We start from the raw sequence: 24,148 nt of genomic DNA, 5'->3' as shown, positions 1-24,148 counted from the left end.
GTGTTGATTACGCCGTCGCTGGTTTAGCAGTGCTGGCGCCATCGGCACCGGGCTCCAGCTTGACCTTGATCCAGCCGTGCTGATGTTTGTCGAACGCTTTGAATGCCGATATCGCATCGGTCAGCGGTTCGTCCTGGGTGATGACTTTTGCCGGATCGACGCGGCCGGCCAAGGTCATTTCGATCAGCTTGGGGATGTACTTGCGGTGGTGGCAGTTGCCCATGTTCAGGCGCAGGTTCTTGTTCATCGCCGCGCCGATCGGGAAGCTGTCGAACCCGGCCGGGTACACGCCGATGATCGACACGGTGCCGGCCTTGGCCACCGCCTGCACCGCCCATTGCAGGGCTTGCGAGGGCTCATCGCCCGGCTGCCATTGCGCCGGTTCGTGGGCGCCGTGGTGGGCGTGATTGGCGTCAATGCCGACCGCATCGATGGCGCGATCGACGCCGATGTCGCCGGTCAGGCGGGCGATGGTTTCGAGCGGGTCTTCCTGTTCGAAATTGATGCACTCGGCACCCAACGCCTGCGCGCGTGCCAGCCGATCTTCGAGGCCATCGATGGCGAACACACGGCCTGCGCCCATCAGTTTGGCACTGACGATCGCAAACAACCCGACCGGGCCGCACCTGAACACGGCGACGGTATCGCCGTCCTTGATCTCAGCCATTTCCGCGCCAAACCACGCAGTGGGCCAGATGTCCGACATGGCGATGGCCTGGTCGTCGCTGATCTCATCGGGGAGTTTGATCAGGCCGATGTTGGCGAACGGAATGCGGGCTTTTTCGGCTTGCAGGCCGTGGAACGGGCCGGTGGTTTTCGGCCCGCCAAAGAACGATGTGCCGGCAGTTTTGCCGTTGGGGTTGGCGACGTCGCACTGGGCGAAATAACCGGCGCGGCAGTAGGCGCAATTGCCGCAGGCAATGGTCGACGGGATCAGTACGCGATCGCCGACCTTGAGGTTGCGCACGTCACTGCCCAGCGCTTCGACGATGCCCACGCCTTCGTGGCCGAGGATGGTCCCGGGTTGCATGTCCGGGGCGCTGCCGCGGATGAAATGCAGGTCGGTGCCGCAGATGGCTGAGGCGGTCAGTTTGACGATGGCGTCGGTCGGGGCCTGGATTGTCGGGTCCGGGACGTCGTCCAGGCGTATATCACCGATGCCGTGAAAGACGATGGCTTTCATTGTCTTCTCCCGTTGGGTGGTGGGTTTATGGGTTGAGGTGCGGTTGGGCGGCAAGGTTTCATCGGGGTTTTGGGTGGGCTGATTAGTGGTCGGATTTTCCATGTGGGATTTGTGTTGGAGCCGCCCCTCACCCCAGCCCTCTCCCCCGGAGGAGGGAGCCGATTTTGGTTGGTTTCAAAATTTGCATTCGACTCGATAATGCACGTTGCCGTAGCCCTCGCATTCCCCGCGATCAGTCCCCTCTCCCTCCGGGAGAGGGCTAGGGTGAGGGGCTTTTGATCTTTGGGCACCGACCATCGGTAAACTCATTGGAATTTTTTCCGTACCCCCTGACTCCTTTGGCTATGAGCCTAAGGAGGAACTCATGAGTCGTACGGATATTTTCACCATTGAATACTTGCTTCACGGTCAGCCCCGGTCATTTGTCATCCGCGCTAAACACATGAGCAACGCGGATGCGTGGCATTGGGCGAGTTGTGATGCGGGTATTGCGCCGATCCCGAAACCGGGAAAACCGCCGCTGAAGGCTATTTCGAAACCGCAGGCAGAACGGTTTGGCATCACCGAGGTGAAATGGCGCGAGACCACCGCTTTGGTGTGGACGGAGGCTTCATCATGACTTCAACGACGTCATCGGCTGGCTTTTCGAGTGAGAATGAGGACGACGAACCGGCGCGGATAAACGCTTTGTTTTATGAAGCGGACCGCCTTGAGGAAATCGCCTACCGACTGTTCGACGAGAGCAGTCGCAACGCGGCGATGTGGGAGCATTTCAATCAGGCCAAGGCTGTAGCGGACGCCAAGCGCACCGAGGCGTATCAGGCCTTCATGCAGCTGCGCAGACGCTCGCGAAGCTGACAATTTCGAGTGCTGAAACAACAACACCCGCCATTCGACGGGTGTTGCACAGGCGCCGATCAGCCCTTGCTGTGTTCCGGCGACGAAGGCCCTTCCTTGACGCCGCGCGGGCCGGCGATGCCCCAGACGATCAGGCCCAACACCGGGAACACGATCAGGCCAATGGCCCATGCGGCTTTGGTGCCGACGCTTTTCTCGCTGCGAAATACACTGACAATCGCCCACAGGTCGACCAGCAGAATGATCACCGCGACCGCTATCGAAAAGTAACTCGTTGCCTCGTTCATGGCGCACTCCTCCAATGACTGGTATGCATTGGGTTGTGCGATCAGATCAGCGTTCAAAAAATCCGCCGCCGGCCTGATCGCCGTGCACCGTTACTGGCAAATCGCGTTCATGACCCGGTAACCGTCAACCAGCGGCGCCTTGCTGACGTCCAGTTCGATACGGCAACCCTGCCCCGCTTTCTCGCCCCATTTCATGCTGTAGACCTTGCCCTCACCCACCGACAACAGCACCTGACCGGCCTGGCCGACCACGCCGGCGCTGGCGCCTTTGTCGTCGGTGACGGTGGTGCCGAACGGCGGCAGCTTGCCGTTTTGCAGGCGCACGTTGAGCAAGACTTTTTCCGAGCGGCTGGCGGCGAAGCTGGCCTTGACCACGGCACCGCGGCGCGGCACGACATTGGTCACGCCTTCGGCGATGTCGACGTCGTTGTCCAGTTCACTGGTGTCCAGCGAAACGCGGTTTTTGCGGTACGGCGTGACGTACGGCACCAGCGCGTAACCCTTGGCGTTGGTCTTGGTCCCCGGGGCGTTGAGGATGCCGACGTCCTTGGTGTCCTTGACCTCGACCAGCGCCACGGTTTCGCCCAGGGTCTGACCGAATTCCACGCCGTCGCTGTGGCCGAGCACCGAGCCAGCGGCGCTGACCGAGGTCTGGCGGTAACCGCTGCCGACGCTGACCCCGGCGCCAAGCTGGGCGAACGGTGCGCGGTAGCCGACCAGGGCCGAGCCGTTGTTGCCGGCATTGTCGGAGCGGTTGGCGTTGACGTTGTAGTTGAGGTTGCCGTCGCGACCGCTCAGCCCGGCGCGCTGATCGAGGCTGCCGTCGTTGTTGCGGGTCACGGTGTAGGTGCCGGTGCTGCGGGTCTGGCCGATCGGCATCGACACGGTGAACACCACCTGATTGTTCTGGCCGAAATTGTCGGTCAGGGTCTTGCTGGCGTAGACGCCGTAGGTCACGCCCCTGTGCTGGGTGTTGAAGCCCAGCTGCATCTGTTTGTCTTCACGCGACGTGCCCCAGTAGTTCTGCTTGCTCACGTTCAGATAGAACGAGCCGTAGCTGTCGAGCGCCTGATTGACGCTGGCCTCGACCTTGCTGCGCTTGGAGAAATTGTTGAAGTCATTCGGCTCTTGCAGGGCCACGGCTTCATCGAAGTCGCGATAGCCTTCGGTGGAATAGCGATAGCCAGCGAAGCGCACCGAGGTGCCGGTTTCGAACGCCTTGCCGTACTGCACGCCAAAACTCTGGCCTTTTTCCTTGCCGGCCTTGCTTGCGACGGTTGTCGTGCCTTGCGGTACGTCGGTCTGCGCCTGGGTGACGTCAAACGACACTGCGCCGAGGCTGCCCAGGCTTTTGCCGACACCGATCACGCCAGCACGATAGAAATCGGCACCGAGCAAACCGCCGTACAGCGTCAGGTCGAACGGCAAACCGTAGGCCAGCGATGCCTGGGCAAACGCCGGGCGCTGGCCGCCATCGACGGCGTTGTACTCACCGGCAGTGACGCTGTAGCGCCAGGTCTTCTCGCGCAGCATGTTCGCCAGCGTGGCGTACGGCTGGGTGAAGCGACGCTCGCGGCCGTCGGCTTCGGTGATGATCACTTCCAGGTCGCCACTGCCCGACGCGGCGTTGAGGTCGTCGATTTCAAAGGCGCCCGGTGCCACGTAAGTGGTGTACAGCGAGTAGCCGTTCTGGCGCACTTCGACTTTCGCCTGGGTCTCGGCGATGCCGCGAATGATCGGCGCGTAACCCTGCATCGAGTCCGGCAGCATGCCCATGTCGGAGGCAATCTGCGCACCGCGAAACGGAATGCTGTCGAACACATCGCCCGGTGTGAAGCTTTCACCCAGGGTCAGGGTGCCCTTAATCGCGGTCAGGTCGCGCTGTGCATAGGTGTTGCTGCGCTGCCAGTCCTGCTGCCCGTCTTCGTCCTGACGAAACGAGGAGCTGGAGCGAAAGCGCCAGTCGCCGAGGTTGAAGCCACCGTTGGCGTAGAGGTTGTACTGCGTGCCGTTGCCACGCGCATCGCTCTGGGTGTTGGCGGCGGAAAACTGATAGTTGAGCATCGCCGCGTTGATGCCACGATCCCATTCCTGCGGTGCCACGTAACCGGCGGCATCACGACGCAAGGCGATCTGCGGCACGCTGATGTCCAGCGCTAGGCGGCCGGCATCAAAGCTCACCGAGGCGCCTTCGATCAGCTCGGCGAGGTTGATGCACGCCGGGAAGGTTTCGCCCGGCGTCAGAAACGCATCGACCTTGACCCCCATCTCCTTGAGAAACGCTTCGGACAGGCAGACGCGCACTTCGCCGTCCTTTTCGTCCTTGGCGAAGGTCATGTCGCGGCGATCGAAAAAGCTCTGGTTGAGGCGGATCACTACCGGGTAGGTGCCGGGGCCGATCGAGCCGCTGTTGGCGATCGCGTCCAGATCGAGATTGGGCCCGGCGCTGGCGCCGCCAAATGACTGCATGAAACTGGCGTCAAACTTCGCTGGTTCAGCAGCGCTTGCCACACTGCTCATCAGGGCTGCGATGATCGCAACGGACAAGCGCAATGGGGTGAAAGGCACGGTGACGCAGTGAAGGTTCGAGGCATCGGTTCGCATGACAAATACTCAATACGCTGCCGCCACGCTGCGCAGGCAGCGCGTGGACTCGTTCGCAAGGAAAGGAATGAAGACGTTAAGGCGCGCTGCTTGCGGCGACTTTTTTCGGCGTGGTGTAGCCGCCGTAATCGTTGATGGCGGAGAACTCCACCTCAGCGGAACTGGCTTTGAAGCCCGGCAGCGGATAACGCTGACTGCTCATCGGCGCGACCATTTTCGGCTCGTTGACTTCGAGGTTCTGGCCACCCGCGGCGACTTTCACGCCGATGAATGAAACGTGAAACACCGACGGGTTGTTGACCACCAGCACGGTCTTGCCCTGCTCTTGCGCCAGGCTCCAGCGCAGTTGATCCGGGGCTTCCATGGCACTGCCTTTGAGGCCGGCCGGGCGATAGAACAGCTTGATTCGCGTGCGCATGGCGATCTTCAGGGTGTTGGCGTCCGCCTTGCCGGCCAGGGGATTTCCTGGGCGTTGAAGTAGAAAACCGATTCGCGGTCCTGCGGCAGATCGCCGGGGACTTTCTGGATGCGCACCATCTGCTCTTTGCGCGGGTCCAGGCGGAACAGTGGCGGCGTCGCGACAAACGGCGTGGCGGTGTTGCTGTCGTCGGCCTCGGTGTTGACCCAGGCCTGCACAGCGTAGGCCTCGGGCGTGGTGTTGCTGACCGTGATCGAAGCATCACGCTTGCTGCCGTCGTACACGATTCGCGTGCCGCCGAGCATCACCCCGGCCTGGCTGAAGCTGCTGAGCAAGGTGCTGCCGAGCAACATCGCGGCGATCGCGGTGGTCTTGAAGGGGGTGGTAAACATCGTCATTGCATTTTCCTCAAGTCAGCACGGCATCAGCGCCGTGGCGAGGGGAAGGACAGCCGGGACCCTATGGTCCCGGCCGTTGACCGGACTTATTGGTAGTCGACGGTAAACGCAGCCTTGGCATTGGCCGGACCGGACGTCGCCGCACCGGTAGCGATGTAGTTGGCGGTAAAGCGCAGCGGCTGGGTCAGGTCCAGGTATGGCGAGGAATCGAGGCCGATCTGCACGTCTTTGCCGGTGGCGTCCTTGATCTGCACCGCGACGTTGGTAGCGACGCCAGCTTCCGGCAGCAGGCCGATCCACTGACCGCTCGAACCGGCGTTGCCGCTCAGCGAAAGGAACTTGACCACGGCTTTCTTGCCGGTGACGTTGCAGCCTGGTGCAGTGGTGTCGATGGTCAGGGTGAACGCACCGCCACCGGCGATCTGCCCGGCCGAGGCCAGGGAGGTAGCCGGCACGCTGCCGAGGGTGACATCACCGGCACCGGCCGAACCGTTCAGGTCGGAAACAACCACCGGGCAGGTGTTATCGGTCACGCTGCCGACGAAGTTGATTTCACCGTCAGCCGCCAGAGCAGCCTGCGAAGCAGCGGCCATGACCAGCGCCAGAGACAAACCTTTGAGAGCAAAATTTTTCATGATCACATCCAGAATGATGATGGTATGTCCTTCGCCTCAAGCAGGCTTCGGGACGGATAAACGACGCGCTCTCGACTGTTTAGGTGTAAGTCACAACGCGTTTCGTCTGGGTCCATTATCGAGATCGGACAGGGTTGGCTATGTAGGCAAATTCCGTGCGTTTGTAGGACTTTTCCTACTGAAGAGGTAATGACAGGCAGCCATTTCCGACCTTCGGCAAGTGGGCTGCTACAGGTGTTGTGAGGGTTTGGGAAAGTGTGGCGAGGGCAGACTGCTTTTGATCTTTATCACCGGAGAGATAGACGGCTGAGGCTTGGAATCAGCCTGAAAATCAAAAGCCCCTCACCTAGCCCTCTCCCGGAGGGAGAGGGAACTGACCGTGGTGGATGCGAGAGATACGCCAACCTGCGATACCGAGTCGAACGCAAGTTTTGAACGGCCCACAAATCGGCTCCCTCTCCAGGGGGAGAGGGCTGGGGTGAGGGGCGAATCCACCGCAAATCCCAAGCCATGCGAGGCTTCTAACCACTCAACAATGAGCGTTAGCTCGCGTGCCCTTGATCTTGATCTTGCCTAACCAGCGACATCGGAAGGCTGAGTGGAGGGATTGATCCGGGCGTGGGAGCGCAGCGACCGTCTGGCGCAGCCAGACACAGCGGAAGGAGGTGCAGCGAAGCAAACCGTAGCCGCTGCGCCCGGATCGGTCCCGGAGCGAAGGAACCCGAGCCTGCGAGGGCCGAACGCAGGAGCAAGCGTTTTGGGTTACCTTTTTGGCGTCTGAAAAGGTGACCCGCCGTAAGGGCGGAACCCTAAGCCGCCGTTACCGCAGCAACGGATATGTCCCCAGTCTGTTCAATACAGAATCAACGATAAGTCACAGTAAAACTGGCATAACCATTAGCCGTCCCCGGTTGCGGCGTCGGCCCCTCACCCGTCTGAATATAACGAGCCTTCAGCGGCACAGAGGTCACCCCATTGACGATCCGCGTCAGCCGCACCGGCTGCCCGAGATTCATCGGCGTACCGTTATCCTGCAGAACCTGAATCGCCACACCCTGCGCCGTCGAATCGCTCGACAGACTCAACACCCCGTTGGCCGCGTCGATGATGGTCGAAGTCTTGTTGCCATCGATCTGAATATTGGCGTAGTTACCGGAAAAATAACCGTTGGTGTTCCCTGGGTAGTTACTGCCAGCAATGCACGAGTTCAGCGTAATCGCGAACGACTGCGCCTGGGTCGTGGAATTCTTGCCGTTGAACACACGTTTCTCCCAGTTACCCATCGGCACGTTGATCTGGTTGCCCGGCGAGGCAGGCATGGAACAGCCGGCCAGGGTCACGGTGGCGGTAAACGTCAAATCGAACATCGGCCCCATGTTAGAGGTGCCGGTGGCGACGAGCTGATTGATGGTATGGGTGCCAGGGGCGATTTCGCCGGTCTTGATCAGCGCGTATCGCATCATCGCCTGGTTCATGGTTGCCGTGCTGGCAGCTGTGCGACTCATGTTGAATGGAATGAAACGACTCGGGTTCCCCGGCGGTGGATTCCAGGCTGCGGCGAAACCGGTCATGTAAATGGCCAGGCCAATGCCGGGAACGTTGGTCTGCAACAAGGCATTGGCCGGGACCCTAAAAACGTCTACCGGAATGTTGGTTGCCACCGGACCGATCAACGTGGTGTTGTAAATCGCCGAGCCGTAACACTCCAGCGTGTCACCGAAATTGAGCTGGCGCATGGTGCTGTTGGTGTTCAACGTCGTGCCGATCGGCACGTCACGCGGCGCAAACACCGTGCCGCCGGTCAGCGTCAACTGCTTCACGGAATTGTTACCCGAGGCCCACGTGCACTCCGCCATTGCGGGTGCCGCCACCAACATCAACGCCGCGGCGCCAACACCGCCCAGCATCTGTAAACCGATCTTCATTGGACTTGCCCTGCTGAGAAGAAAACGGCCGCTGAATGCAGGCTGACTGCACCCGGACGTTGTTGGCGTTTGCCAACGATGGGCGTGATTATGGGTAGCAGAAAGCGCTCATCGAAGAGTCGGCTTCCCGTTGAGTTGTAGGAATTTTCTCAGGGATCGCAGCGTATTCGCCTGCCCTTCCCTAGCGTCCAGTAGGCCCTCGGCCAAGTGTCAGCTCGCTTGCTGTTGATCTTGATCACCGGCGCGTTGGAGGATTGGAGGCTGAAAATCAAAAGCCCCTCACCTAGCCCTCTCCCAAAGGGAGAGGGGACTGACCGTGGTGAATTGGAGTGATACGCCGACATGAAATACCGAGTCGAATGCAGATTTTGAACGGCCCACAAATCGGCTCCCTCTCCAGGGGGAGAGGGCTGGGGTGAGGGGCGAATCCACCGAAAATCTCAAGCCATGCGACGCTTCTAACCACTCAACAATGAGCGTTAGCTCGCGTGCCCTTGATCTTGATCTTGCCTAACCAGCGACATCGGAAGGCTGAGCGCAGGGATCGATCCGGGCGTGGGAGCGCAGCGACCGTACGACGCAGTCGTACACAGCGGAAGGAGGTGCAGCGAAGCAAACCGTAGCCGTTGCGCCCGGATCGATCCCGGAGCGAAGGAACCCGAGCCTGCGAGGGCCGAACGCAGGAGCAAGCCTTTTGGGTACTTTTTCGGCGTCTGGAAAAAGTGCCTCGCCGTAAGGGCGAAACCCTAAGCCGCCGTTACCGCAGCAATGGATATGTACCCGGTCTGTTCAATACAGAATCAACGATAAGTCACCGTAAAACTGGCATAACCATTAGCCGTCCCCGGCTGCGGCGTCGGCCCCTCACCCGTCTGAATGTAGCGGGCCTTCAGCGGCACCGAAGTCACCCCATTGACGACACGAGTAAGGCGCACCGGCAGCCCCAGATTCATCGGCGTACCGTTATCGCGCAAAATCTGAATCGCCACACCCTGCGCCGTCGAATCGCTCGACAGACTCAACACCCCGTTGGCCGCGTCGATGATCGTCGAGGTCTTGTTGCCATCGATCTGGATGTTGGCATAGTTGCCGTTGAAATAACCGTTGGTGTTCGACGGGTAGTTGCTACCGGCAATGCACGAGTTGAGCGTGATCGCAAACGGCTGCGCCTGGGTGGTCGAGTTCTTGCCATTGAATACGCGCTTTTCCCAGGTCCCCATTGGTACGTCGATCTGATTGCCGGGGGCAGCCGGCATCGAACAGCCTGCCACGGTCACGGTGGCGGTAAAGTTCAGATCGAAAATATGCCCACGATCTGTGGTGCCGGTCGCGGCCAGTTGATTGATGGTGTGCGTGCCGGGCGGAATGTCACCGGTCTTGATCAACGCATAACGCACCAATACCGACGCCATGCCGCTGACCGCTGTGGGGATATTGAGCGTCAGTGTAAACGGCACGAACCGCGCCGGATTGCCCACCGGCATTTGCCATTGCGAGGCAAACCCGGTCATGTACATCGCCAGGCCCACCCCCGGCACGTTGGTCTGCAATATCGAGCCGGCCGGCACGTTGATGGTATCGACCGGAATGTTGGTGACGACCGGGCCGACCAGCGCGGTGCTGTACGTCGCTCGCAAGCCACAGACCAGCCGATCGCCAAACGGCAGATCGCGGATGCCTCCCGTCGTATTCAAAGTCGTGCCGACCGGGACGTCACGCGGGGCAAACACCGTTCCGGCATTGAGGGTCAGTTGCTTGGGCGTCCAGTCGCTGGAGTTCCAGGTACAGGCGGCCATCGCCGGTGCGGTCGCCGTTACCAGTAAAGATGCGCCGAGCCAGCCCAGCAGTCGTGATCCGATGTTCATGCGTGCATGCCCTCGTAGATGAAACGATGGGCGTTCGCTGCCCAGCGTTTCCGCACGTGGAGATTTGACTGGCAGCGTTGCCAGCAGAGGGCGGATTATCGGCAAACGGAGGGAATGAACCTGTAGCTTGCGTCCCACCGACATGTAGGAAAATTCCTAGTGACCAGCGTTCTGAATACCGGCCTTTCTCAGCTGAATGAAACTTCCCTCTTCGCAAGACGATCTCCTGAACATCACAAAACCGGGAGAACAACCATGAAATGCTACCTGTGCGGACTCGAAGCCCAGAAGACCGACGAGGCCCATGGCGGCCAACTCGTCGACTGTGCCGATTGCGGCGTTTACCGGGTTTCAGGCTTGGTACTAAAAGAGTTGGGCGCTAAAGGATTCAACTTCGCAAAGATGCGCGATGACTTGCATCGGCAGCGCCAGTTCAACGCCACGCTGGTCGCTGAGATCAATACCGAGACCGCGATCTGGGCGTAAAAAGCCCGGTTTCCCGGGCTTGCCGTCAGCCATGCTTGACCAGATTCAGCGCCGGTAGCGGGCCGCCGGGAAACTGTGCCAACAGGCCCTGTTGAACACCGCCCAGATCGATGCCGTAAAAGCCAAGGTCGGCGATCAGCGCCGCAACGCGCTCTTTGCTGGCAGCGTGTTCACCGGAGTAAAACAGCACCCGTTTGCCACCCTCGGCGGCGGGGTCGCTCAGTAAAGCCGCCAACAGATGATTGAAGGCCTTGACCACGTGCGCGCCGGGCAGCAGCTGCGCAATCACTTGCGAGGACGGTACGCCGTGCAGATCGACCGGCTGAAACAGCGGCGCTTCGATCGGGTTGTTGGTGTCGATCACGATGCGCCCGTCCCAAGGCCCCAGGTCGCGAACCGCGTCGGGGATTTTCGACCAGTTCACCGCGAGGAAAACCATATCCGCCCGGCTGGCTTCCTGCGCCGTCACCGGTCGCGCCAGCGGCCCCAACTCGTTGGCCAGGTCGGTAAGGCTCTGCGGGCCGCGGCTGTTGGCGATGCTGACCGGCAGACCGGCGTGGACGAGCAATCGTGCGATGGCCGAGCCGATGGCGCCGGTGCCAATAATGCTGATCGTGTTCATGTTCAGGCCTCGTATTTGTGTGTGAAGTTGATGAAGCTATGAGACGCTTTTTGATCTTCCACAAGTAGTAGGAGCTGACTAGAATCACTTTCAATCAATGCTTGAAGGTGTGGGTATGGAAACGCTGGGCAATCTGCTGTCGTTCGTTCGCAGCGCCGAGTCGGGCAGCTTTTCCGCCGCTGCCCGACGCCTGAGCCTAAGCCCTGCCGCAGTCAGCCGCAACGTCGCGCAGCTGGAAAGCAATCTGGGGGTGCGCCTGTTTCAGCGCAGCACCCGCAAACTCACCCTCACGGAAGCGGGCGAGCGTTTTCTGGCGAATGTCGGTTCAGGGCTGGACAGCGTGCAAGCCGCGATTGCCGATGTCGCCGGCAATGCCGGAGCGCCTTCCGGCATTTTGCGTCTGAGCGCGGCGCCGGGGTTCGCCAAAGATTTTCTGCTGCCGCTGATGCCCGATTTTCTCCAGCAATATCCCGCAGTGATCCCCGAATGGCAGGTCGACAACCGTCAGGTCGATCTCATCGCCGAAGGTTTCGATGCGGCCATCGGTGGTGGCATCGAGCTGGCCCAGGGTGTGGTCGCCAGAGCCATCGCTCCGGCCCATTTGATGCTCGTGGCGTCGCGCCAATATCTGGCCGATCACGGGCGTATCGAGCGTCTGGAGCAACTAGCGACGCTTGATCACCTGGCCATGCGCTCGGTGCAGACCGGCAAGGTTCGCAGCTGGATGCTGCAGAGTTCCGACGGGCAACGCGCGCCGCTGGAGATCACCCCACGCCTGCTGGTCAATGATCCGCAGGCGTTGTGTCAGTGCACGCGTCTGGGCCTGGGCGTCGCGCTGCTGGCGGTGCCGGATGTGTTGCCGTACCTGCAGGACGGCACGCTGGAACGGGTTTTGCCGGACTGGCATGTCGACGCCGGGCAGATCTACCTGTACTTCTCCAGTCAGAAATTACTGCCGGCCAAGACCCGGGCATTCGTCGATTTTCTGGTCAAACGCGCCCGCGCAGATCGCTGGCAAACCCGACTGGATGCCCGGTCATCGTCCGCACACGCCAGTGCTCACATCCGGTAATGCTCCAGCAGAAAGTCGACGAACAAACGCACCCGCGCCGGCATCGCCGGACCGCCGACGAACACCGCATGGATCGGCTCGTCATCGCCCGGATTCCAGCTTTCCAAGAGTGAAATCAACTCGCCACGCTGCAGATCCTCTTTCACGCTGAACTCGCCGATCCGCGCGATGCCGGCGCCGCCCCGCGCGAGTTGCGCCAGCGCTTCACCGCTGTTGCATTCGATGCTGCCGCTGACCTTCAAGGAGAACACCTGGCCGTCGCGGATGAACGGCCAGTTGGGTTCGGCGCGGCGAAAATTGAAACGCAGGCAGTTGTGTCGCAACAAGTCTTCCGGTTCCTGCGGGGTGCCGTGGCGCTCAAGATACTCGGGCGAAGCCACCACCACCTGACCAGTGAGGCCGAGTCTGCGCGCGGTCAACGGGCTGTCCGGCAAATGCCCGAAGCGCACGGCGACGTCGGCCTGGCCACCGAGAATGTCGACGACCTCATCGCCCAGGGTGAGGTCGACCACGATGTTCGGGTACCGCGCGCTGAAGGCGGCAACCAACGGCACGATCGCCAGCCGCCCATGAACGAGGGCGGCGCTGACCCGCAAGCGGCCTCGCGGCACGCCTTGATCGGCGATGGCCTCTTCGACCTCGGCCATGTCGGCCAGAATGCGCCGCGCGCCACGCAAAAACGCTTCGCCTTCGGCGGTAAACGTGAGCGCCCGAGTGGTGCGCAATAGCAGGCGCGTGCCCAGACGCTGCTCGGTGCGCGCGATGATCCGGCTCACCGCCGAAGGTGTCAGCCCCAAAGCGCGTGCGGCAGCCGACAAGCTGCCCTCGCGCGCCACTGTGACGAACACGTCCATTTCACCTGATCGACCACCGACGTCCATTTGTGATTCCTGCGCAAAGGTGATTGCCAAAAACGCGGTCTACCGCCGTAAACGCACGCATCGTAGCATTGGCGGCATAGATGAGGAGACTTTCCATGCGTATCAATCCACCCCTTGTTGCACTCGCCATTGGTGCCTTTGGCATCGGCGTTACCGAGTTCGCGCCCATGGGCATGTTGCCGGGTATTGCTGCCGATCTCGGCGTTTCCATTCCGGCCGCCGGGCTGCTGGTCAGTGCTTATGCGCTGGGCGTGCTACTAGGCGCACCGCTGATGACCCTGACCACTGGCAGAATCCCGCGACGCTATTTGCTGATCGGGCTTATGGCGATTTTCACCTTGGGTAATCTGATGTCGGCGCTGGCCACCGACTACTACAGCCTGATGGTCGCGCGGGTGGTGACCTCACTCAATCACGGCGCATTTTTTGGAGTCGGCTCGGTCGTCGCCGCCAGCGTGGTCGCTCCGCAGAAACGCGCGGGCGCCGTGGCGGCGATGTTCATGGGCCTGACCCTGGCGACCATCGGCGGCGTGCCGCTGGCCGCGTGGTTTGGCGAAATGTTCGGCTGGCGCACCGCGTTCTGGGGCATCACCGGCCTCGGCGTGATCACCATGGCCGCGCTGTGGTTCGCCCTGCCCAACCTGCCGGCCCCGAAAGGCGCCGGAGCACTGGCGGAAATTCGCGTGTTGGGCCGTGGCCCGGTCCTCGGCGCGCTGGCCCTGACCGTGGTCGGCTCGAGCGCCATGTTCACCGTGTTCACCTACATCGCGCCGATCCTCAGCAGCGAAACCCACGCCTCCACCGCTTACATCACCGCGATGCTGGTGCTGTTCGGTGTCGGGCTGACGCTGGGCAACATGTGGGGCGGCAAGGCTGCCGACCGCTCGATTGATCGCACCCTGATCGTTTCGCTGAGTGCGCTGATTGTGGTCCTGCTGGCGTTCACCATCCTGATGCGCTGGCCGCTGCCGGCCGCCGTCGCCATCCTGATCTGGGGCATCGCCAGCTTCGCTCTGGTGCCACCGCTGCAAATGCGCGTCATGGAAGCCGCCAAAGACGCACCCAACCTCGCCTCGGCGGTCAACATCGGCGCGTTCAACTTCGGCAACGCGATCGGCGCAGCGCTGGGCGGCGCGGTGATCAATGCCGGGCTGGGTTATCCGGCGATTTCCCTGGCCGGCGCGGCAATGGCGGGGCTGGGGTTGTTGATGGTGTTGGGGTTTGTCTGGCGCTCCAGAGCGGCTGTCGGCTTGATCACGGGACGCTGACAGAAAGGAGAGCGACCGATAATTGCGCTCCGCGCTAAGTCCGGCGCAATGCACAATCGCTGACCGCGGCTATTCTATCGGCTCGCTCCACCTCAAAATGGTCAGTCGACGTGATTGGCAATGCTGAAGCTGGTGTGACAGTTCTTTGTACTTCCAACCCAGCGGTTATTCATGCAACGGAGTGCAGGATGAAGATCATCGCCTTCTTGATCATTTATCTCGCGGGCGGCTTGGCCCTCTATCCATTTAGCGAATATGCGCGTCCCGTCGCTGTCTTTCTACAAGGCCTGTATTCATCATTTTCAATCACTTTCAGTGTTGACCTCGGACTACAGCTTAGTCTGAGCTATATCTATTCGAGCCTGTTCCATCTGGTCTGGTACGCATGCTTTTCCGAATCGTCAAAAAGCTGGATGTCCACGATAAGATTCAAGTCCGTCGTGCATCTTGCTCTGCGCTTGCTGAGCAATCTCTTGTTCAGCCTGCTGGGTCTCGGGCTGGTCGGAATGAGCGAGCAAGCGGTTCCCTCGTCGGACTTTCATCAGTACTTCAAGTTTTTGGTAATTTGCATGCTTTTGGGTACATGGACCCGGTCGTTTAAGGATTTCCTGATGGGTGTTGTGGGTTACAGCAGGCGGGAAGCCAAATGCCGGCTACCGGGCGAATGAAACCGTCATGTTCCTACTGCCCCCATTCAGGTACGCAAAGTTCAGCCATTCGCTCACCACTCTGGTTTATGCATGCAATGGGTAGTAGCCTAGTGCCACTTGTCAACCCTCTCCGGCATTTGGAATGCATCATGGCCCTGCACGACGCAATCGCTCTTGAAATTTACGCCGGCGCACTCCCGCTACGCTTTCGCGCTACTGATCTGAAAACCACCGCGCGCAGAATTTATTTAAGCCCCACAGACGCCAGCGAACGTTATCGCGTCGGTCTGGACTTCTTCGCTGCCAATACGATCAGCACGCAGTTGGCAAACCTTTGCGAGCTGACAGGTAATTCGACACGCAACGGACAAGTGGCTCGTTATCGGCGGGTAGCCGAGGGGTTATATGAGTTGCTTGGTATTGAGGAAACGCAAGAGATATCAGCAGAAATAGAACAGGATTGCGAAATCGCACCGCTTTCCAACTGCGACACACTGATGCCTTTTGAAGCACGCTTTGCCTGCTACCTTCAGAATGAGCCGTTCCAGATTTATGATCGCCGCCGGCGGAAGGTCTATCCAGCCGAAGCGGTGCGAGGGCTGGATGGACGTCTGAGCAGTTATTTCTGGCCTTCGCCGAAGGTGGATTTTTCAGCCACCGAAATGGTTCTGCAGGGTTTCATGGCGCGGGCGCAGGCGCTCAGCGTTAATCTCGCCGTGAATGCCGGCGCGGTGCTGGCGCTGTTCGAGACCATTTGCCAGTGGGGCGGAGTGCGCGTTCCCACGCAAGATGCGAAAGAAGTAATCAGTAACCTGCAGCTCGCGGCTAAGCGTAGCGCTCAGCATCCCGCGGCAATGAACAGTGCGTGGACGAAGCTGTACGCCATGTTTTACCCGGATGACTTTGTGATCTACGACTCGCGCGTAGCTACCGCGTTGGTGGCAATTGCCGAGGCAGTTTTCAACGACTCCGAGTTGGTCAGCTTCAAGGCGCAGTATCCAAACCTGGGCGTAATCAATGGTCGGGGTGGAAGCCGACCGCGAACGCCTCGTACCGTTTGGCGCAATGCCTACCTCTCCTGGCCAGCACAGCTGGATGCAAACCGCCTGTTGGCGGCCATCATCCTGACGCTGAATGCGCGTTCAGGCTTGACCTGGAACGTCCGCCAACTGGAAGCGATGTTGTTTATGGAAGGTTACTGAGTCCAGCGATACAAGCGGGACAGAACCATCTCGGTCTGTCCCGACAGTTTTGAAGCGACGTCGCAGTCGCTTCATCCAATAATTCAGTCATCCCAGCCTCAACGCGGAAACAACAACGTCACCGCAAACCTCACCCCCCACCCTTGCGGCCCGTCATCCGGGCTGTCGAGCCAGTAGCGCGGCCCCGCTTGCACCGTCAGCGGTTGCCCGCCGATCTTCAACAGTTGCGTCACAGTGAGGTTGACCGGTACCGACCACTCCCGCGATTGCCAGTTGTACGTCGATTCGGTGTTCACCCCCAAGTGGTCAAGGTGCTGGTGGTGTAGGAAAGGAACGGTTGCAGGAAGGTCTGGTTGACCTTGTCCTTGTCGTCCGGCGGGCTGCCCTCCAGTCCCCAGATGTGGTTGGCGAGGATGCCGTGGGTCCAGCCGTTTTCCTGTTTCAGGGCGACGGCGGTCGGGCCGACTCCCCATTGTTCGCTGCTCAGCAGCTCATCGCTGCCGGTGGGAATCAGAATTGCCGGGCCGGCGCCGAGTATCCAGCCACTTTCGGTGGGTTGTCTGGGCGAAAAGAAAAAGCTCTGGGTGATATCGCCAACGCCGGACTTGTCCGCCGCGCCGTTCGGTGCAAGGCCGTGCTGATCGATGACCGGCAGGATCGTGCGGGAGATCAGGTTCCAGTCATCGTTGAGGGTAAATGGCAGCACCGGCTGAATGTTGGTGGTGCTGCGCATGCCATCACCGGTCGGGCCCATCTTATGGTCCCAGTTGTACTGCACCGGCAGGCTGTACATGGCCGCGACCGGGTTGAGCGCCTTTTTGGCCAGCTCTGCCGAGTCTTCAGCCTGAACGCCCGGCACCATCCCTAGCGCAAACAAAGACGCAGCACCTATGGCTCTCTTCATGAGAACTCCCGTTACGCTTGATGGAATGAAAGTGTAGTCAGGAATCTCAAAAGGTCTGTTTGCGGTTTCGAACCGCTGCCAGGCTCGGAAAATCCGCCTTAGTTCTGACTCAGCTCAAGCAACTCACCGCCCTCTTCACCCAGACGCTGCAGATACCCAGCGGCATCCAGCAACTGATAAGGAAAGTACAGACCTGGCGCAGTGGGCGCTGAACCGTCGAGCCCGATCAGTCGCTCCAGCAGCATGGCGACGCTCAGTCCCGTCAGCGCTGCGGCGCCGGCCGGATGCACGAGGGCATGACGGGTATGCAGCGCTTGCCCGTTGCGACCTTCCCCGGCCATTTCGATGAGAATTTCCGTCGACATAGGCTTGCCCGCGCGCCGGGAGGAACTGACGCCGCTGGCGAGGTTGAACTGAACACTGGGTGCGTCAGTAGCAGCTGCCAGACCTGCGACGTCGATCGACGAAAAGCCGCTGGCCTGCATCGATGTTCCGTCCAGCGCGCGGAAGCTGACGTTCGCCTCCTCGCCCTCACGCCATACATACGCACCCTCGCGTCGGGTCAGTGCGGCGGGAAGCATTTTGTTCAGGTGTTCGAAGTCAGTTGCCACGGTCGGCCCGCCACCGTCCTGTTCGTCGACCAAGGCGTCGATGCGGATATCGCGCACCCGTGCAAAGGCTTTGGCAAGGTGCAGCGTCGCAACCGTTGTGGCACCGACCATCCATTCATAACCGAGCACGATCGGCGCCGCATCCGGGGCATGAATATAGCGGGCGATTTGCGGTGCCATTTCGAATACGCCAGAGGAAATGCTCAGGTGCGGCACTTTGCGCGTCTGCGCGAAACGCAGCCCGGCCAGCGAGTGATCCATATAGAAAACCGCCACGGCGCTGACCGGGCGATCGCCCAATCCGAGATCATCCGCGGCCGCGTCAATGACCACACCTTCAGCCCCGCCCATTTCTTCAGCAGCTTGCTGAACCTTGGCCAGATCACGACCGCCGATCAGCAACGGCACGTCGGGATGGGCCGCGCGCAAGGCTTTGGCGGAACGATGACCGATGGCGCCGGAACCGCCCATGAACAGAATTGGATGCGTTGACATCTGGAATCCCTCCTCGTTTTTGTCGGGTTGCAGCTTAGGGTTGGTGCGCCCCCAAAGGCGGCGGTTCCACCTCGTTGGGTTTGTCAGGGGCCGGACCGACGAAGTGTTGTTTGAGCAGACGTTGTTGGTCGATTGTTGCCAGTGGAATGATTGGCTATCGACCTTGCAGGCAATGATGGCAATATGCGCCTTCACGCAAAGGGAGTATTCGGCGCGGATGCCGAATGTCATGCACATAGGGATATGGAAGATGGCTTCGATTCACGTTAATGGTCAGGACAAGACCGCTTCGATCAGCGACTGGGCGATTCGCTGGAGCGACCAGTCTCAGGCGCTGGAACTGACTTGTCGTTCCCCCTCAAAGGAAAAATCCAGCCACCCGCTCAGCGATTGCCAGGTTTCTCCCACTCGGGAGTTGACCAATGTGATGCTGCACAAGGCCGGTAGCCGGATTCTCAAGCCCATCGCCAAAGCCACGATTTATGGCGAGCGATACGCCGTCGTGCACTACCAGGGCGGCAAAAAGCCTTATGTCTTCAAAATGGACGGCATCAGCTTTGCCGCCCCTGCATCAATGAAGGACTCGCTGGTATTTCGCTACTTCACCACCGTGGCGAATGCCCGACAGGATCAGGCGCAATCGAAGACCGATCGTGAGATTGCGGGCAATGTGCTGCGCCAGCTCGAATCACTGCCGTCCATCGCTGGCACTGCCTTGCAAGCCTATTGTTCGGGGCGCGTCGGCACGCTGGCACCGGGTCAGGGGCTCATCTATCCGTTCGGGCTTAACGAGAGCCAACTTCAGGCGGTCGAGCGCGCGTTCAGCGCGCAAATCAGCGTGATCGAGGGCCCGCCGGGGACCGGCAAGACCCAGACGATCCTCAATATTCTGGCCAATATCGTGTTACGTGGACAGACCGTAGCCGTGCTGTCCAACAACAATGCTGCCGTGGAAAACGTCTACGAAAAGCTGGAAAAACACGGCTTGGGCCACCTCGTCGCCAAGCTTGGCAACCAAGACAAACGCAAGGCTTTTTTCGCCGATCTGCCTGCGTGGCCATCAAGCGCGCCCGAACCGGCACCATCCCTGGATGAGATTCAGACGTTGCTGACTCGCTTGAAGCAGCATCTGCACGATCACAACAGGGCGGCACAACTGCAGATCGAGCTGGACGAACTGCTTATCGAGCGCCGTTACCTGCAGCAGTGGCAGGCAGAAAGCGATGTGAAGGTCACAGGCTCGCTCGACAAGTACGGCCTGACACCGCGCAAGACTGCCGACCTCATGGCCTACCTGGCTTACCTCGGCGAGCAGCGCATTCACTTCAAGGATCGCATCGAGCTGCTGTTCAAATTCAGAATCCTGCGCACCAGGCCATTCGCCGAGGGCGAGACGCGCATGGCCGTTTTCCACGCATTGCAGATGCACTATTACGACCAATCCTTGCGGGACAAGGAAGCGCAGTTGCGGGCGTGCCGTGAATCGTTGGCACGGGCGAATTTCACCACTCTGCTGAACGAATTGACTACAGCGTCCATGCATCATTTGAAGCAACATCTGCAACGTCAGGAACCGCCGTCTGACAGCTTCGATGTCAAAACCTACTGCAAGCATTTCGATGCCTTCGTGCAGCGCTTCCCTATCCTTGGCAGCGGGACGCACTCCATCGTCAACTCAATCGCGCCGGGAGCGGTGCTCGACTACGTGATCATCGACGAAGCCTCGTTGCAGGACATCGTCCCGGGCATCCTGCCACTGGGCTGCGCGAAGAACCTGATTGTCGTCGGAGACAACCGCCAGTTGCCGCATATTCCGGTGGTTTTGGGGCTTGAGGCGCCCGCTGCGGGCTACGATTGCGAGCGATACAGCCTGCTGGAATCGTGCATTGCGGTGTTCCAGGACGCGCTACCCCGAACGTTGCTGAAAGAACATTACCGCTGCCATCCGAGAATCATCCAGTTCTGCAACCAGCAGTTCTACGACAATGCGCTGGTGCCGATGACCGAGGACAAGGGCGAAGCGCCCCTGCGTCTGGTGGTGACAGCCAAGGGCAACCACGCCAGGCAGAACACCAACCTGCGCGAACTCGACTCGTTGCTGAAGGTGCTTGAGGACCAGGAGCACGCGGTGGGAATAGATGGCGAAGGTCGCGGTTACATCGCCCCGTTCCGCGCGCAAGTCAACCTGTCCGACACGCACTTGCCGACGGACTTCGTCAAGGACACCGTGCACAAGTTTCAGGGCCGCGAATGCGACGAGATCGTCTTCTCCACTGTGCTGGACAAAAAACGCTACAACCAGGCGCGAAGACGCCTGGATTTCGTCGACGACCCACGCATGATCAATGTGGCCGTTTCACGGGCTAAAAATCGCTTCACGCTGGTGACTGGCGATGAGGTATTCACTGACAACAATGGCCACATTGCCGCGCTGATCCGTTACATCAGTTACTACGCGCAGGACGAGCACATCGTCCGCGCCCCGGTGGTGTCGGCATTCGACTTGCTGTACCGCGAATATGACCAGTCGCTGGCACGCCTGAACGCCCGCTTGCGCCCGGAGGATTCACGCTATAAGTCCGAACAGATCGCCACACAGCTACTGCGCGAAGCGCTGTCAGCCCCGGCGTGTCGGGCATTGAAGTACCACACGCAAATCCGCCTGGAGAAACTTGCATCGCCGGTCGGCCTCTATTGGACGCAAGCCCAGCGCGCATTCATGAGGCGCGCCAGTTGCGATCTGGTGATTTATTTCAAAGTGGGCAAGCAACCGGTAGGCGTGATCGAGGTCGACGGTGGCTACCATGATCACCCCGTGCAGGCAGCTCGGGACGCCATGAAAAACGAGATCCTGGCCAAAAGTGGCATTCCTGTTCTGCGGCTGCGGACGGTTGAGAGTGACATTGCGCGCAAGGTTGCCGATTTTGTCGGGCAGTGGGCGAGTCCTGCGAATGGCGCGTGAGCACTTGAGCACATGCGCGTGTGTGCACTGCCACCTCGAAGTCTTGTCTTTTTGCGTCATAACCGCGTGGCAAAACGAGACTTCTGGAATGGAAATCAGATGATTCGAATTCAAAAACCCCCGCCGCTCGCGTAATGGGCAACTTGTACGATGTCCTACCAGAGGGTATTAATGCATCTCCCGAAAAACAATAAAACCACGGAGATCGCTACATGGACTCATCCCTGTCCGCCCTGCCTGACAGCCTTGATCAAGCGCAAGGCAACACCCGCCGCAGCTTCCTGAAACAGTCCCTGGCGGTTTCCGCCACGCTCGCCGCCGTCGGCAGCGGCGCCCTGAGCCGACTCGCCGATGCCGCCGAACCGTTGAGTCAACGCTACCCCGACCCGCTGATTCACATCCTCGACGACAGCTTCATGGAGCTGCGGATTTTCAACGCCAGCGTCGAAAAACTCGCCACCGGTATGCGCTGGGCCGAAGGGCCGGTGTGGGTCGGTGATGGCCGCTATTTGCTGGTCAGCGACATCCCCAACAACCGCATCATGCGCTGGGACGAAATCACCGACACCTTCAGCGTGTACCGCGACCACTCGAACTTCTCCAACGGCATGTGCCGTGATCGCCAGGGCCGGCTGATCGTCTGCGAAGGCTCGACCACCACCAGCGAAGGCCGGCGCATCACCCGCACCGAAGCCAATGGCACGATCACCGTGCTGGCCGACAGCTTCGACGGCAAGCCCTTCAACTCGCCCAACGACGTCGTCTGCAAACGTGACGGATCGATCTGGTTCACCGACCCGCCCTTCCAGACCGGCAACAACTACGAAGGCCACAAAATCACCCCGACCCAGCCGCACGCCGTGTACCGCATCGACGGCGAGAGCAAAAAGGTCACCCGCGTGATCGACGACCTCAGCGGCCCCAACGGCCTGTGCTTTTCCCCCGATGAAAAAAACCTCTACGTCGTCGAAGGCCGCGCCAAACCCAATCGCCTGATCTGGGCGATTGCCGTGAAAGACGACGGCACCTTGGGCGAACGCCGCAAACACATCGAAGGCCTGGACTACGCCGCCATCGACGGCATCAAGTGCGACGAAGCCGGCAACCTGTGGTGCGGCTGGGGCGGCAACGGCGACCCGAAAGCCGACCTGGAAAAACTCGACGGCGTGCGCGTGTTCAATCCGCAAGGCAAGGCCATCGGGCACATCTCGCTACCCGAACGCTGCCCGAACCTGTGCTTCGGCGGGCGCGAAGGCAATCGGTTGTTCATGGCCAGCAGTCACTCGATTTATTCGTTGTTTGTGAATACGCGGGGGGCTACGTTTGGGGCGTAAGAACGCGGTTCATCTCGCATTGCCTGGGTGAATGCCGAAACACTCCCGCCGCGCACCCGAAGAGGCGCGGCAGGAGGTTGCATATCCACCAGGCCAAGCACGATGCGTTGAAATCTTAGAACAACGACACCGGTATTTTCACGATGACTCGAAGCTCGTCGAAGTTGCCCTCGACCTGATGACTGCTTGCGCGATGCCAGGCGTAACCGGCAAGGACATTGGCCCCCTTCAGCTCTGTTCCCTGGAACGTATAACTGGCGAAAACCCCGGTTTCGTAATGGTGCTCGTTATCCTGCAGCGGTGAAGCCGTATAAACACCTTTGCGGCCTGCGTTGTAACCGGTGCCGTCAATCCCCCAGCCGCGTGTATGCCAAAGTATGCTTTTGAAGCCCGGCACGCCGTAAGCCGCCCAGTCATTGATATATTTCACCTGAAACGAGGTTTCGTTCGGCCCGTTGAAATAGGAAACCATGGTGTTGGGCAACGAAATGGCATTCGACTCTTTGACGTAATCGAAGAATTCATCACCGACAATTTTCTGCAGGCCGAACTCGACTGTATGGTTCTTGTAGCTGGGTGTAACCGCCAGGCCATAGGCCTGTTGATCGATATAACCAGCCTCTTGTTTTCCGCTGGATTGCGTGTTGTAAGCCGACAACTTCACGGACGTTTTCATATCCCCTGTTTTGAAGTCCCGGCTCAGGCCTAAATATTCTCGATCCCAGATATCCTTGATACGTGAAACGTAGATACTGCTCTGCAACCCGCCCGCACTGGTGTAATCACCCCCCACGTAGGCGGTCCAGTCACTGCTGACCGGGCGCATTGCATATTGAAGCCCGATAGGCTCTGTACCGGCCGCATACCGGGGCGCCATTTTCGAGAAATAACCCGACTTCAACACCAGCCCCTTGATGGATGAGTTTTCAAATGACCATCCATCAAAAGACGCCGGCACGGTACGTGTATCGGAAAAGTTCATCACGGGGTTGGCCACTTGATGACGGCCGATTTTCAGTTCCGACTCAGCCATTCGCAACTTCAGCGCGGCAACACCCAGGCGGCTCCAGCTCGGCTGAACATCACCGTCGCTGTTGACCAGCATGCGGTTGCTGCCACCCGCTGCATCAGCAAGGTTGCGCTCCAGTGCAACGACCGAATACCCAGCGAGTTCGAGCCCGACGCCCACTGTCCCGGGTGTGTACCCGGAGATAAAGCCCAGCTTGAAGCCCTGTTGCCAGGCGACTCGGTCATGCGAAACCCGAGGCCCGTCATCGGTACGATAACGGTAGACCGTGTCACGCCTGCCGATCTCTTTGGAATACCAGTGCCGGGTATCCAGTGTCAGAGAACTTCCCTTTAAAAAACCGCTGTCGGAACTGTCCGCCAGCGCTTCAACACTCAGTAGCATGCCTGGCAAGACACACGCCAGCACAGCTCCACTCTTTACAGGAAGCCACATAGGGATAACCCTCAACTTTTATTATT

General features: G+C 59.9%; 21 protein-coding genes and 1 pseudogene. 9 read left to right on the top strand and 13 right to left on the bottom strand.

What is annotated here, in order from left to right:
• Nucleotides 1–7: 7 nt before the first annotated feature.
• Nucleotides 8–1,183 (bottom strand): zinc-dependent alcohol dehydrogenase, encoded by a 1,176-nt coding sequence (locus tag M0746_RS09610; protein ID WP_258448965.1) that lies wholly within the window; start codon nt 1,181–1,183, stop codon nt 8–10.
• A gap of 364 nt (nt 1,184–1,547) precedes the next feature.
• Here M0746_RS09610 and M0746_RS09605 point away from each other — a divergent pair, with 364 nt between their 5' ends.
• Together M0746_RS09605 and M0746_RS09600 are read left to right on the top strand one after the other, a co-directional pair.
• Nucleotides 1,548–1,802 (top strand): DUF6555 family protein, encoded by a 255-nt coding sequence (locus M0746_RS09605; RefSeq protein WP_258448964.1) that lies wholly within the window; start codon nt 1,548–1,550, stop codon nt 1,800–1,802.
• Entirely contained in the window at nt 1,799–2,041 is a 243-nt protein-coding gene (locus M0746_RS09600) for a hypothetical protein (RefSeq protein ID WP_258448963.1), read from the top strand. The genes M0746_RS09605 and M0746_RS09600 overlap by 4 nt, the downstream gene beginning before the upstream one ends.
• Nucleotides 2,042–2,100: 59 nt before the next feature.
• On the opposite strand, the gene M0746_RS09595 is transcribed toward M0746_RS09600, so the two are convergent.
• The 7 genes from M0746_RS09595 to M0746_RS09565 all read right to left on the bottom strand — a co-directional run bounded on the left by M0746_RS09595 (nt 2,101) and on the right by M0746_RS09565 (nt 10,173).
• Nucleotides 2,101–2,328 carry a PLD nuclease N-terminal domain-containing protein gene (locus M0746_RS09595; RefSeq protein WP_090283861.1) on the bottom strand — a complete coding sequence of 76 codons (228 nt, stop codon included), beginning with the start codon at nt 2,326–2,328 and terminating at the stop codon, nt 2,101–2,103.
• A gap of 90 nt (nt 2,329–2,418) precedes the next feature.
• Entirely contained in the window at nt 2,419–4,932 is a 2,514-nt protein-coding gene (locus tag M0746_RS09590; protein WP_258448962.1) for a fimbria/pilus outer membrane usher protein, read from the bottom strand.
• A 76-nt stretch (nt 4,933–5,008) separates the two neighbouring features.
• Nucleotides 5,009–5,350 (bottom strand): fimbrial biogenesis chaperone, encoded by a 342-nt coding sequence (locus tag M0746_RS09585; protein WP_258448961.1) that lies wholly within the window; start codon nt 5,348–5,350, stop codon nt 5,009–5,011.
• An 8-nt stretch (nt 5,351–5,358) separates the two neighbouring features.
• Nucleotides 5,359–5,748: a fimbrial biogenesis chaperone gene (locus M0746_RS09580; protein ID WP_258448960.1), complete on the bottom strand. Its 390-nt coding sequence runs from the start codon at nt 5,746–5,748 to the stop codon at nt 5,359–5,361.
• A gap of 86 nt (nt 5,749–5,834) precedes the next feature.
• On the bottom strand, nt 5,835–6,383 hold the full coding sequence (locus M0746_RS09575; RefSeq protein ID WP_258448959.1) for a fimbrial protein: 549 nt from the start codon (nt 6,381–6,383) through the stop codon (nt 5,835–5,837).
• Nucleotides 6,384–7,246: 863 nt separating this feature from the next.
• Nucleotides 7,247–8,308 (bottom strand): fimbrial protein, encoded by a 1,062-nt coding sequence (locus M0746_RS09570; RefSeq protein ID WP_258448958.1) that lies wholly within the window; start codon nt 8,306–8,308, stop codon nt 7,247–7,249.
• A gap of 800 nt (nt 8,309–9,108) precedes the next feature.
• Nucleotides 9,109–10,173 carry a fimbrial protein gene (locus M0746_RS09565; RefSeq protein WP_258448957.1) on the bottom strand — a complete coding sequence of 355 codons (1,065 nt, stop codon included), beginning with the start codon at nt 10,171–10,173 and terminating at the stop codon, nt 9,109–9,111.
• A 255-nt stretch (nt 10,174–10,428) separates the two neighbouring features.
• On the opposite strand from M0746_RS09565, the gene M0746_RS09560 reads away from it, so the two are divergent.
• Nucleotides 10,429–10,659 (top strand): hypothetical protein, encoded by a 231-nt coding sequence (locus M0746_RS09560; protein WP_258448956.1) that lies wholly within the window; start codon nt 10,429–10,431, stop codon nt 10,657–10,659.
• A gap of 25 nt (nt 10,660–10,684) precedes the next feature.
• Here the strand turns inward: M0746_RS09560 and M0746_RS09555 are convergent, their stop codons facing one another.
• Nucleotides 10,685–11,281 (bottom strand): NADPH-dependent F420 reductase, encoded by a 597-nt coding sequence (locus tag M0746_RS09555; protein WP_258448955.1) that lies wholly within the window; start codon nt 11,279–11,281, stop codon nt 10,685–10,687.
• 115 nt (nt 11,282–11,396) lie between these two features.
• Here M0746_RS09555 and M0746_RS09550 point away from each other — a divergent pair, with 115 nt between their 5' ends.
• Nucleotides 11,397–12,353, top strand: coding sequence for a LysR family transcriptional regulator (locus M0746_RS09550; RefSeq protein WP_258448954.1), 957 nt, complete (start codon nt 11,397–11,399; stop codon nt 12,351–12,353).
• Here M0746_RS09550 and M0746_RS09545 read toward each other — a convergent pair.
• Nucleotides 12,341–13,234, bottom strand: a complete 894-nt coding sequence (locus tag M0746_RS09545) for a LysR family transcriptional regulator (protein ID WP_258448953.1) — start codon at nt 13,232–13,234, stop codon at nt 12,341–12,343. The genes M0746_RS09550 and M0746_RS09545 overlap by 13 nt on opposite strands.
• A 95-nt stretch (nt 13,235–13,329) precedes the next feature.
• Here M0746_RS09545 and M0746_RS09540 point away from each other — a divergent pair, with 95 nt between their 5' ends.
• The 3 genes from M0746_RS09540 to M0746_RS09530 all read left to right on the top strand — a co-directional run bounded on the left by M0746_RS09540 (nt 13,330) and on the right by M0746_RS09530 (nt 16,354).
• Entirely contained in the window at nt 13,330–14,502 is a 1,173-nt protein-coding gene (locus M0746_RS09540; RefSeq protein WP_258448952.1) for an MFS transporter, read from the top strand.
• 188 nt (nt 14,503–14,690) lie between these two features.
• Nucleotides 14,691–15,170, top strand: a complete 480-nt coding sequence (locus M0746_RS09535; RefSeq protein ID WP_258448951.1) for a hypothetical protein — start codon at nt 14,691–14,693, stop codon at nt 15,168–15,170.
• A 131-nt stretch (nt 15,171–15,301) separates the two neighbouring features.
• A complete protein-coding gene (locus M0746_RS09530; protein WP_258448950.1) occupies nt 15,302–16,354 on the top strand; it encodes a hypothetical protein in 1,053 nt (350 codons plus the stop codon).
• Nucleotides 16,355–16,452: 98 nt separating this feature from the next.
• Here M0746_RS09530 and M0746_RS09525 read toward each other — a convergent pair.
• Together M0746_RS09525 and M0746_RS09520 are read right to left on the bottom strand one after the other, a co-directional pair.
• Nucleotides 16,453–17,258: pseudogene (locus M0746_RS09525) on the bottom strand (transporter).
• Nucleotides 17,259–17,356: 98 nt separating this feature from the next.
• Nucleotides 17,357–18,364 carry an NAD(P)-dependent oxidoreductase gene (locus M0746_RS09520; protein WP_258448949.1) on the bottom strand — a complete coding sequence of 336 codons (1,008 nt, stop codon included), beginning with the start codon at nt 18,362–18,364 and terminating at the stop codon, nt 17,357–17,359.
• Nucleotides 18,365–18,614: 250 nt separating this feature from the next.
• Between M0746_RS09520 and M0746_RS09515 the strand changes: the two genes are divergently transcribed.
• Both M0746_RS09515 and M0746_RS09510 read left to right on the top strand, forming a co-directional pair.
• Nucleotides 18,615–21,326, top strand: a complete 2,712-nt coding sequence (locus M0746_RS09515) for an AAA domain-containing protein (RefSeq protein WP_258448948.1) — start codon at nt 18,615–18,617, stop codon at nt 21,324–21,326.
• 212 nt (nt 21,327–21,538) lie between these two features.
• Nucleotides 21,539–22,660 (top strand): SMP-30/gluconolactonase/LRE family protein, encoded by a 1,122-nt coding sequence (locus M0746_RS09510; protein WP_258448947.1) that lies wholly within the window; start codon nt 21,539–21,541, stop codon nt 22,658–22,660.
• A gap of 115 nt (nt 22,661–22,775) precedes the next feature.
• Here the strand turns inward: M0746_RS09510 and M0746_RS09505 are convergent, their stop codons facing one another.
• Nucleotides 22,776–24,122 (bottom strand): OprD family porin, encoded by a 1,347-nt coding sequence (locus tag M0746_RS09505; protein WP_258448946.1) that lies wholly within the window; start codon nt 24,120–24,122, stop codon nt 22,776–22,778.
• Between the last annotated feature and the right edge of the window lie 26 nt (nt 24,123–24,148).

This window comes from Pseudomonas sp. S11P7, assembly GCF_023195435.1.
GTDB lineage: Bacteria > Pseudomonadota > Gammaproteobacteria > Pseudomonadales > Pseudomonadaceae > Aquipseudomonas > Aquipseudomonas fluorescens_G.
This window is presented reverse-complemented; position numbering and strand designations above follow the sequence as displayed.

Coding starts and splice junctions, on each gene's coding strand:
- M0746_RS09610 (WP_258448965.1), bottom strand. CDS start 1,183: ATGAAAGCCATCGTCTTTCACGGCATCGGTGATATACGCCTGGACGAC.
- M0746_RS09605 (WP_258448964.1), top strand. CDS start 1,548: ATGAGTCGTACGGATATTTTCACCATTGAATACTTGCTTCACGGTCAG.
- M0746_RS09600 (WP_258448963.1), top strand. CDS start 1,799: ATGACTTCAACGACGTCATCGGCTGGCTTTTCGAGTGAGAATGAGGAC.
- M0746_RS09595 (WP_090283861.1), bottom strand. CDS start 2,328: ATGAACGAGGCAACGAGTTACTTTTCGATAGCGGTCGCGGTGATCATT.
- M0746_RS09590 (WP_258448962.1), bottom strand. CDS start 4,932: ATGCGAACCGATGCCTCGAACCTTCACTGCGTCACCGTGCCTTTCACC.
- M0746_RS09585 (WP_258448961.1), bottom strand. CDS start 5,350: ATGCGCACGCGAATCAAGCTGTTCTATCGCCCGGCCGGCCTCAAAGGC.
- M0746_RS09580 (WP_258448960.1), bottom strand. CDS start 5,748: ATGACGATGTTTACCACCCCCTTCAAGACCACCGCGATCGCCGCGATG.
- M0746_RS09575 (WP_258448959.1), bottom strand. CDS start 6,383: ATGAAAAATTTTGCTCTCAAAGGTTTGTCTCTGGCGCTGGTCATGGCC.
- M0746_RS09570 (WP_258448958.1), bottom strand. CDS start 8,308: ATGAAGATCGGTTTACAGATGCTGGGCGGTGTTGGCGCCGCGGCGTTG.
- M0746_RS09565 (WP_258448957.1), bottom strand. CDS start 10,173: ATGAACATCGGATCACGACTGCTGGGCTGGCTCGGCGCATCTTTACTG.
- M0746_RS09560 (WP_258448956.1), top strand. CDS start 10,429: ATGAAATGCTACCTGTGCGGACTCGAAGCCCAGAAGACCGACGAGGCC.
- M0746_RS09555 (WP_258448955.1), bottom strand. CDS start 11,281: ATGAACACGATCAGCATTATTGGCACCGGCGCCATCGGCTCGGCCATC.
- M0746_RS09550 (WP_258448954.1), top strand. CDS start 11,397: ATGGAAACGCTGGGCAATCTGCTGTCGTTCGTTCGCAGCGCCGAGTCG.
- M0746_RS09545 (WP_258448953.1), bottom strand. CDS start 13,234: ATGGACGTCGGTGGTCGATCAGGTGAAATGGACGTGTTCGTCACAGTG.
- M0746_RS09540 (WP_258448952.1), top strand. CDS start 13,330: ATGCGTATCAATCCACCCCTTGTTGCACTCGCCATTGGTGCCTTTGGC.
- M0746_RS09535 (WP_258448951.1), top strand. CDS start 14,691: ATGAAGATCATCGCCTTCTTGATCATTTATCTCGCGGGCGGCTTGGCC.
- M0746_RS09530 (WP_258448950.1), top strand. CDS start 15,302: ATGGCCCTGCACGACGCAATCGCTCTTGAAATTTACGCCGGCGCACTC.
- M0746_RS09520 (WP_258448949.1), bottom strand. CDS start 18,364: ATGTCAACGCATCCAATTCTGTTCATGGGCGGTTCCGGCGCCATCGGT.
- M0746_RS09515 (WP_258448948.1), top strand. CDS start 18,615: ATGGCTTCGATTCACGTTAATGGTCAGGACAAGACCGCTTCGATCAGC.
- M0746_RS09510 (WP_258448947.1), top strand. CDS start 21,539: ATGGACTCATCCCTGTCCGCCCTGCCTGACAGCCTTGATCAAGCGCAA.
- M0746_RS09505 (WP_258448946.1), bottom strand. CDS start 24,122: ATGTGGCTTCCTGTAAAGAGTGGAGCTGTGCTGGCGTGTGTCTTGCCA.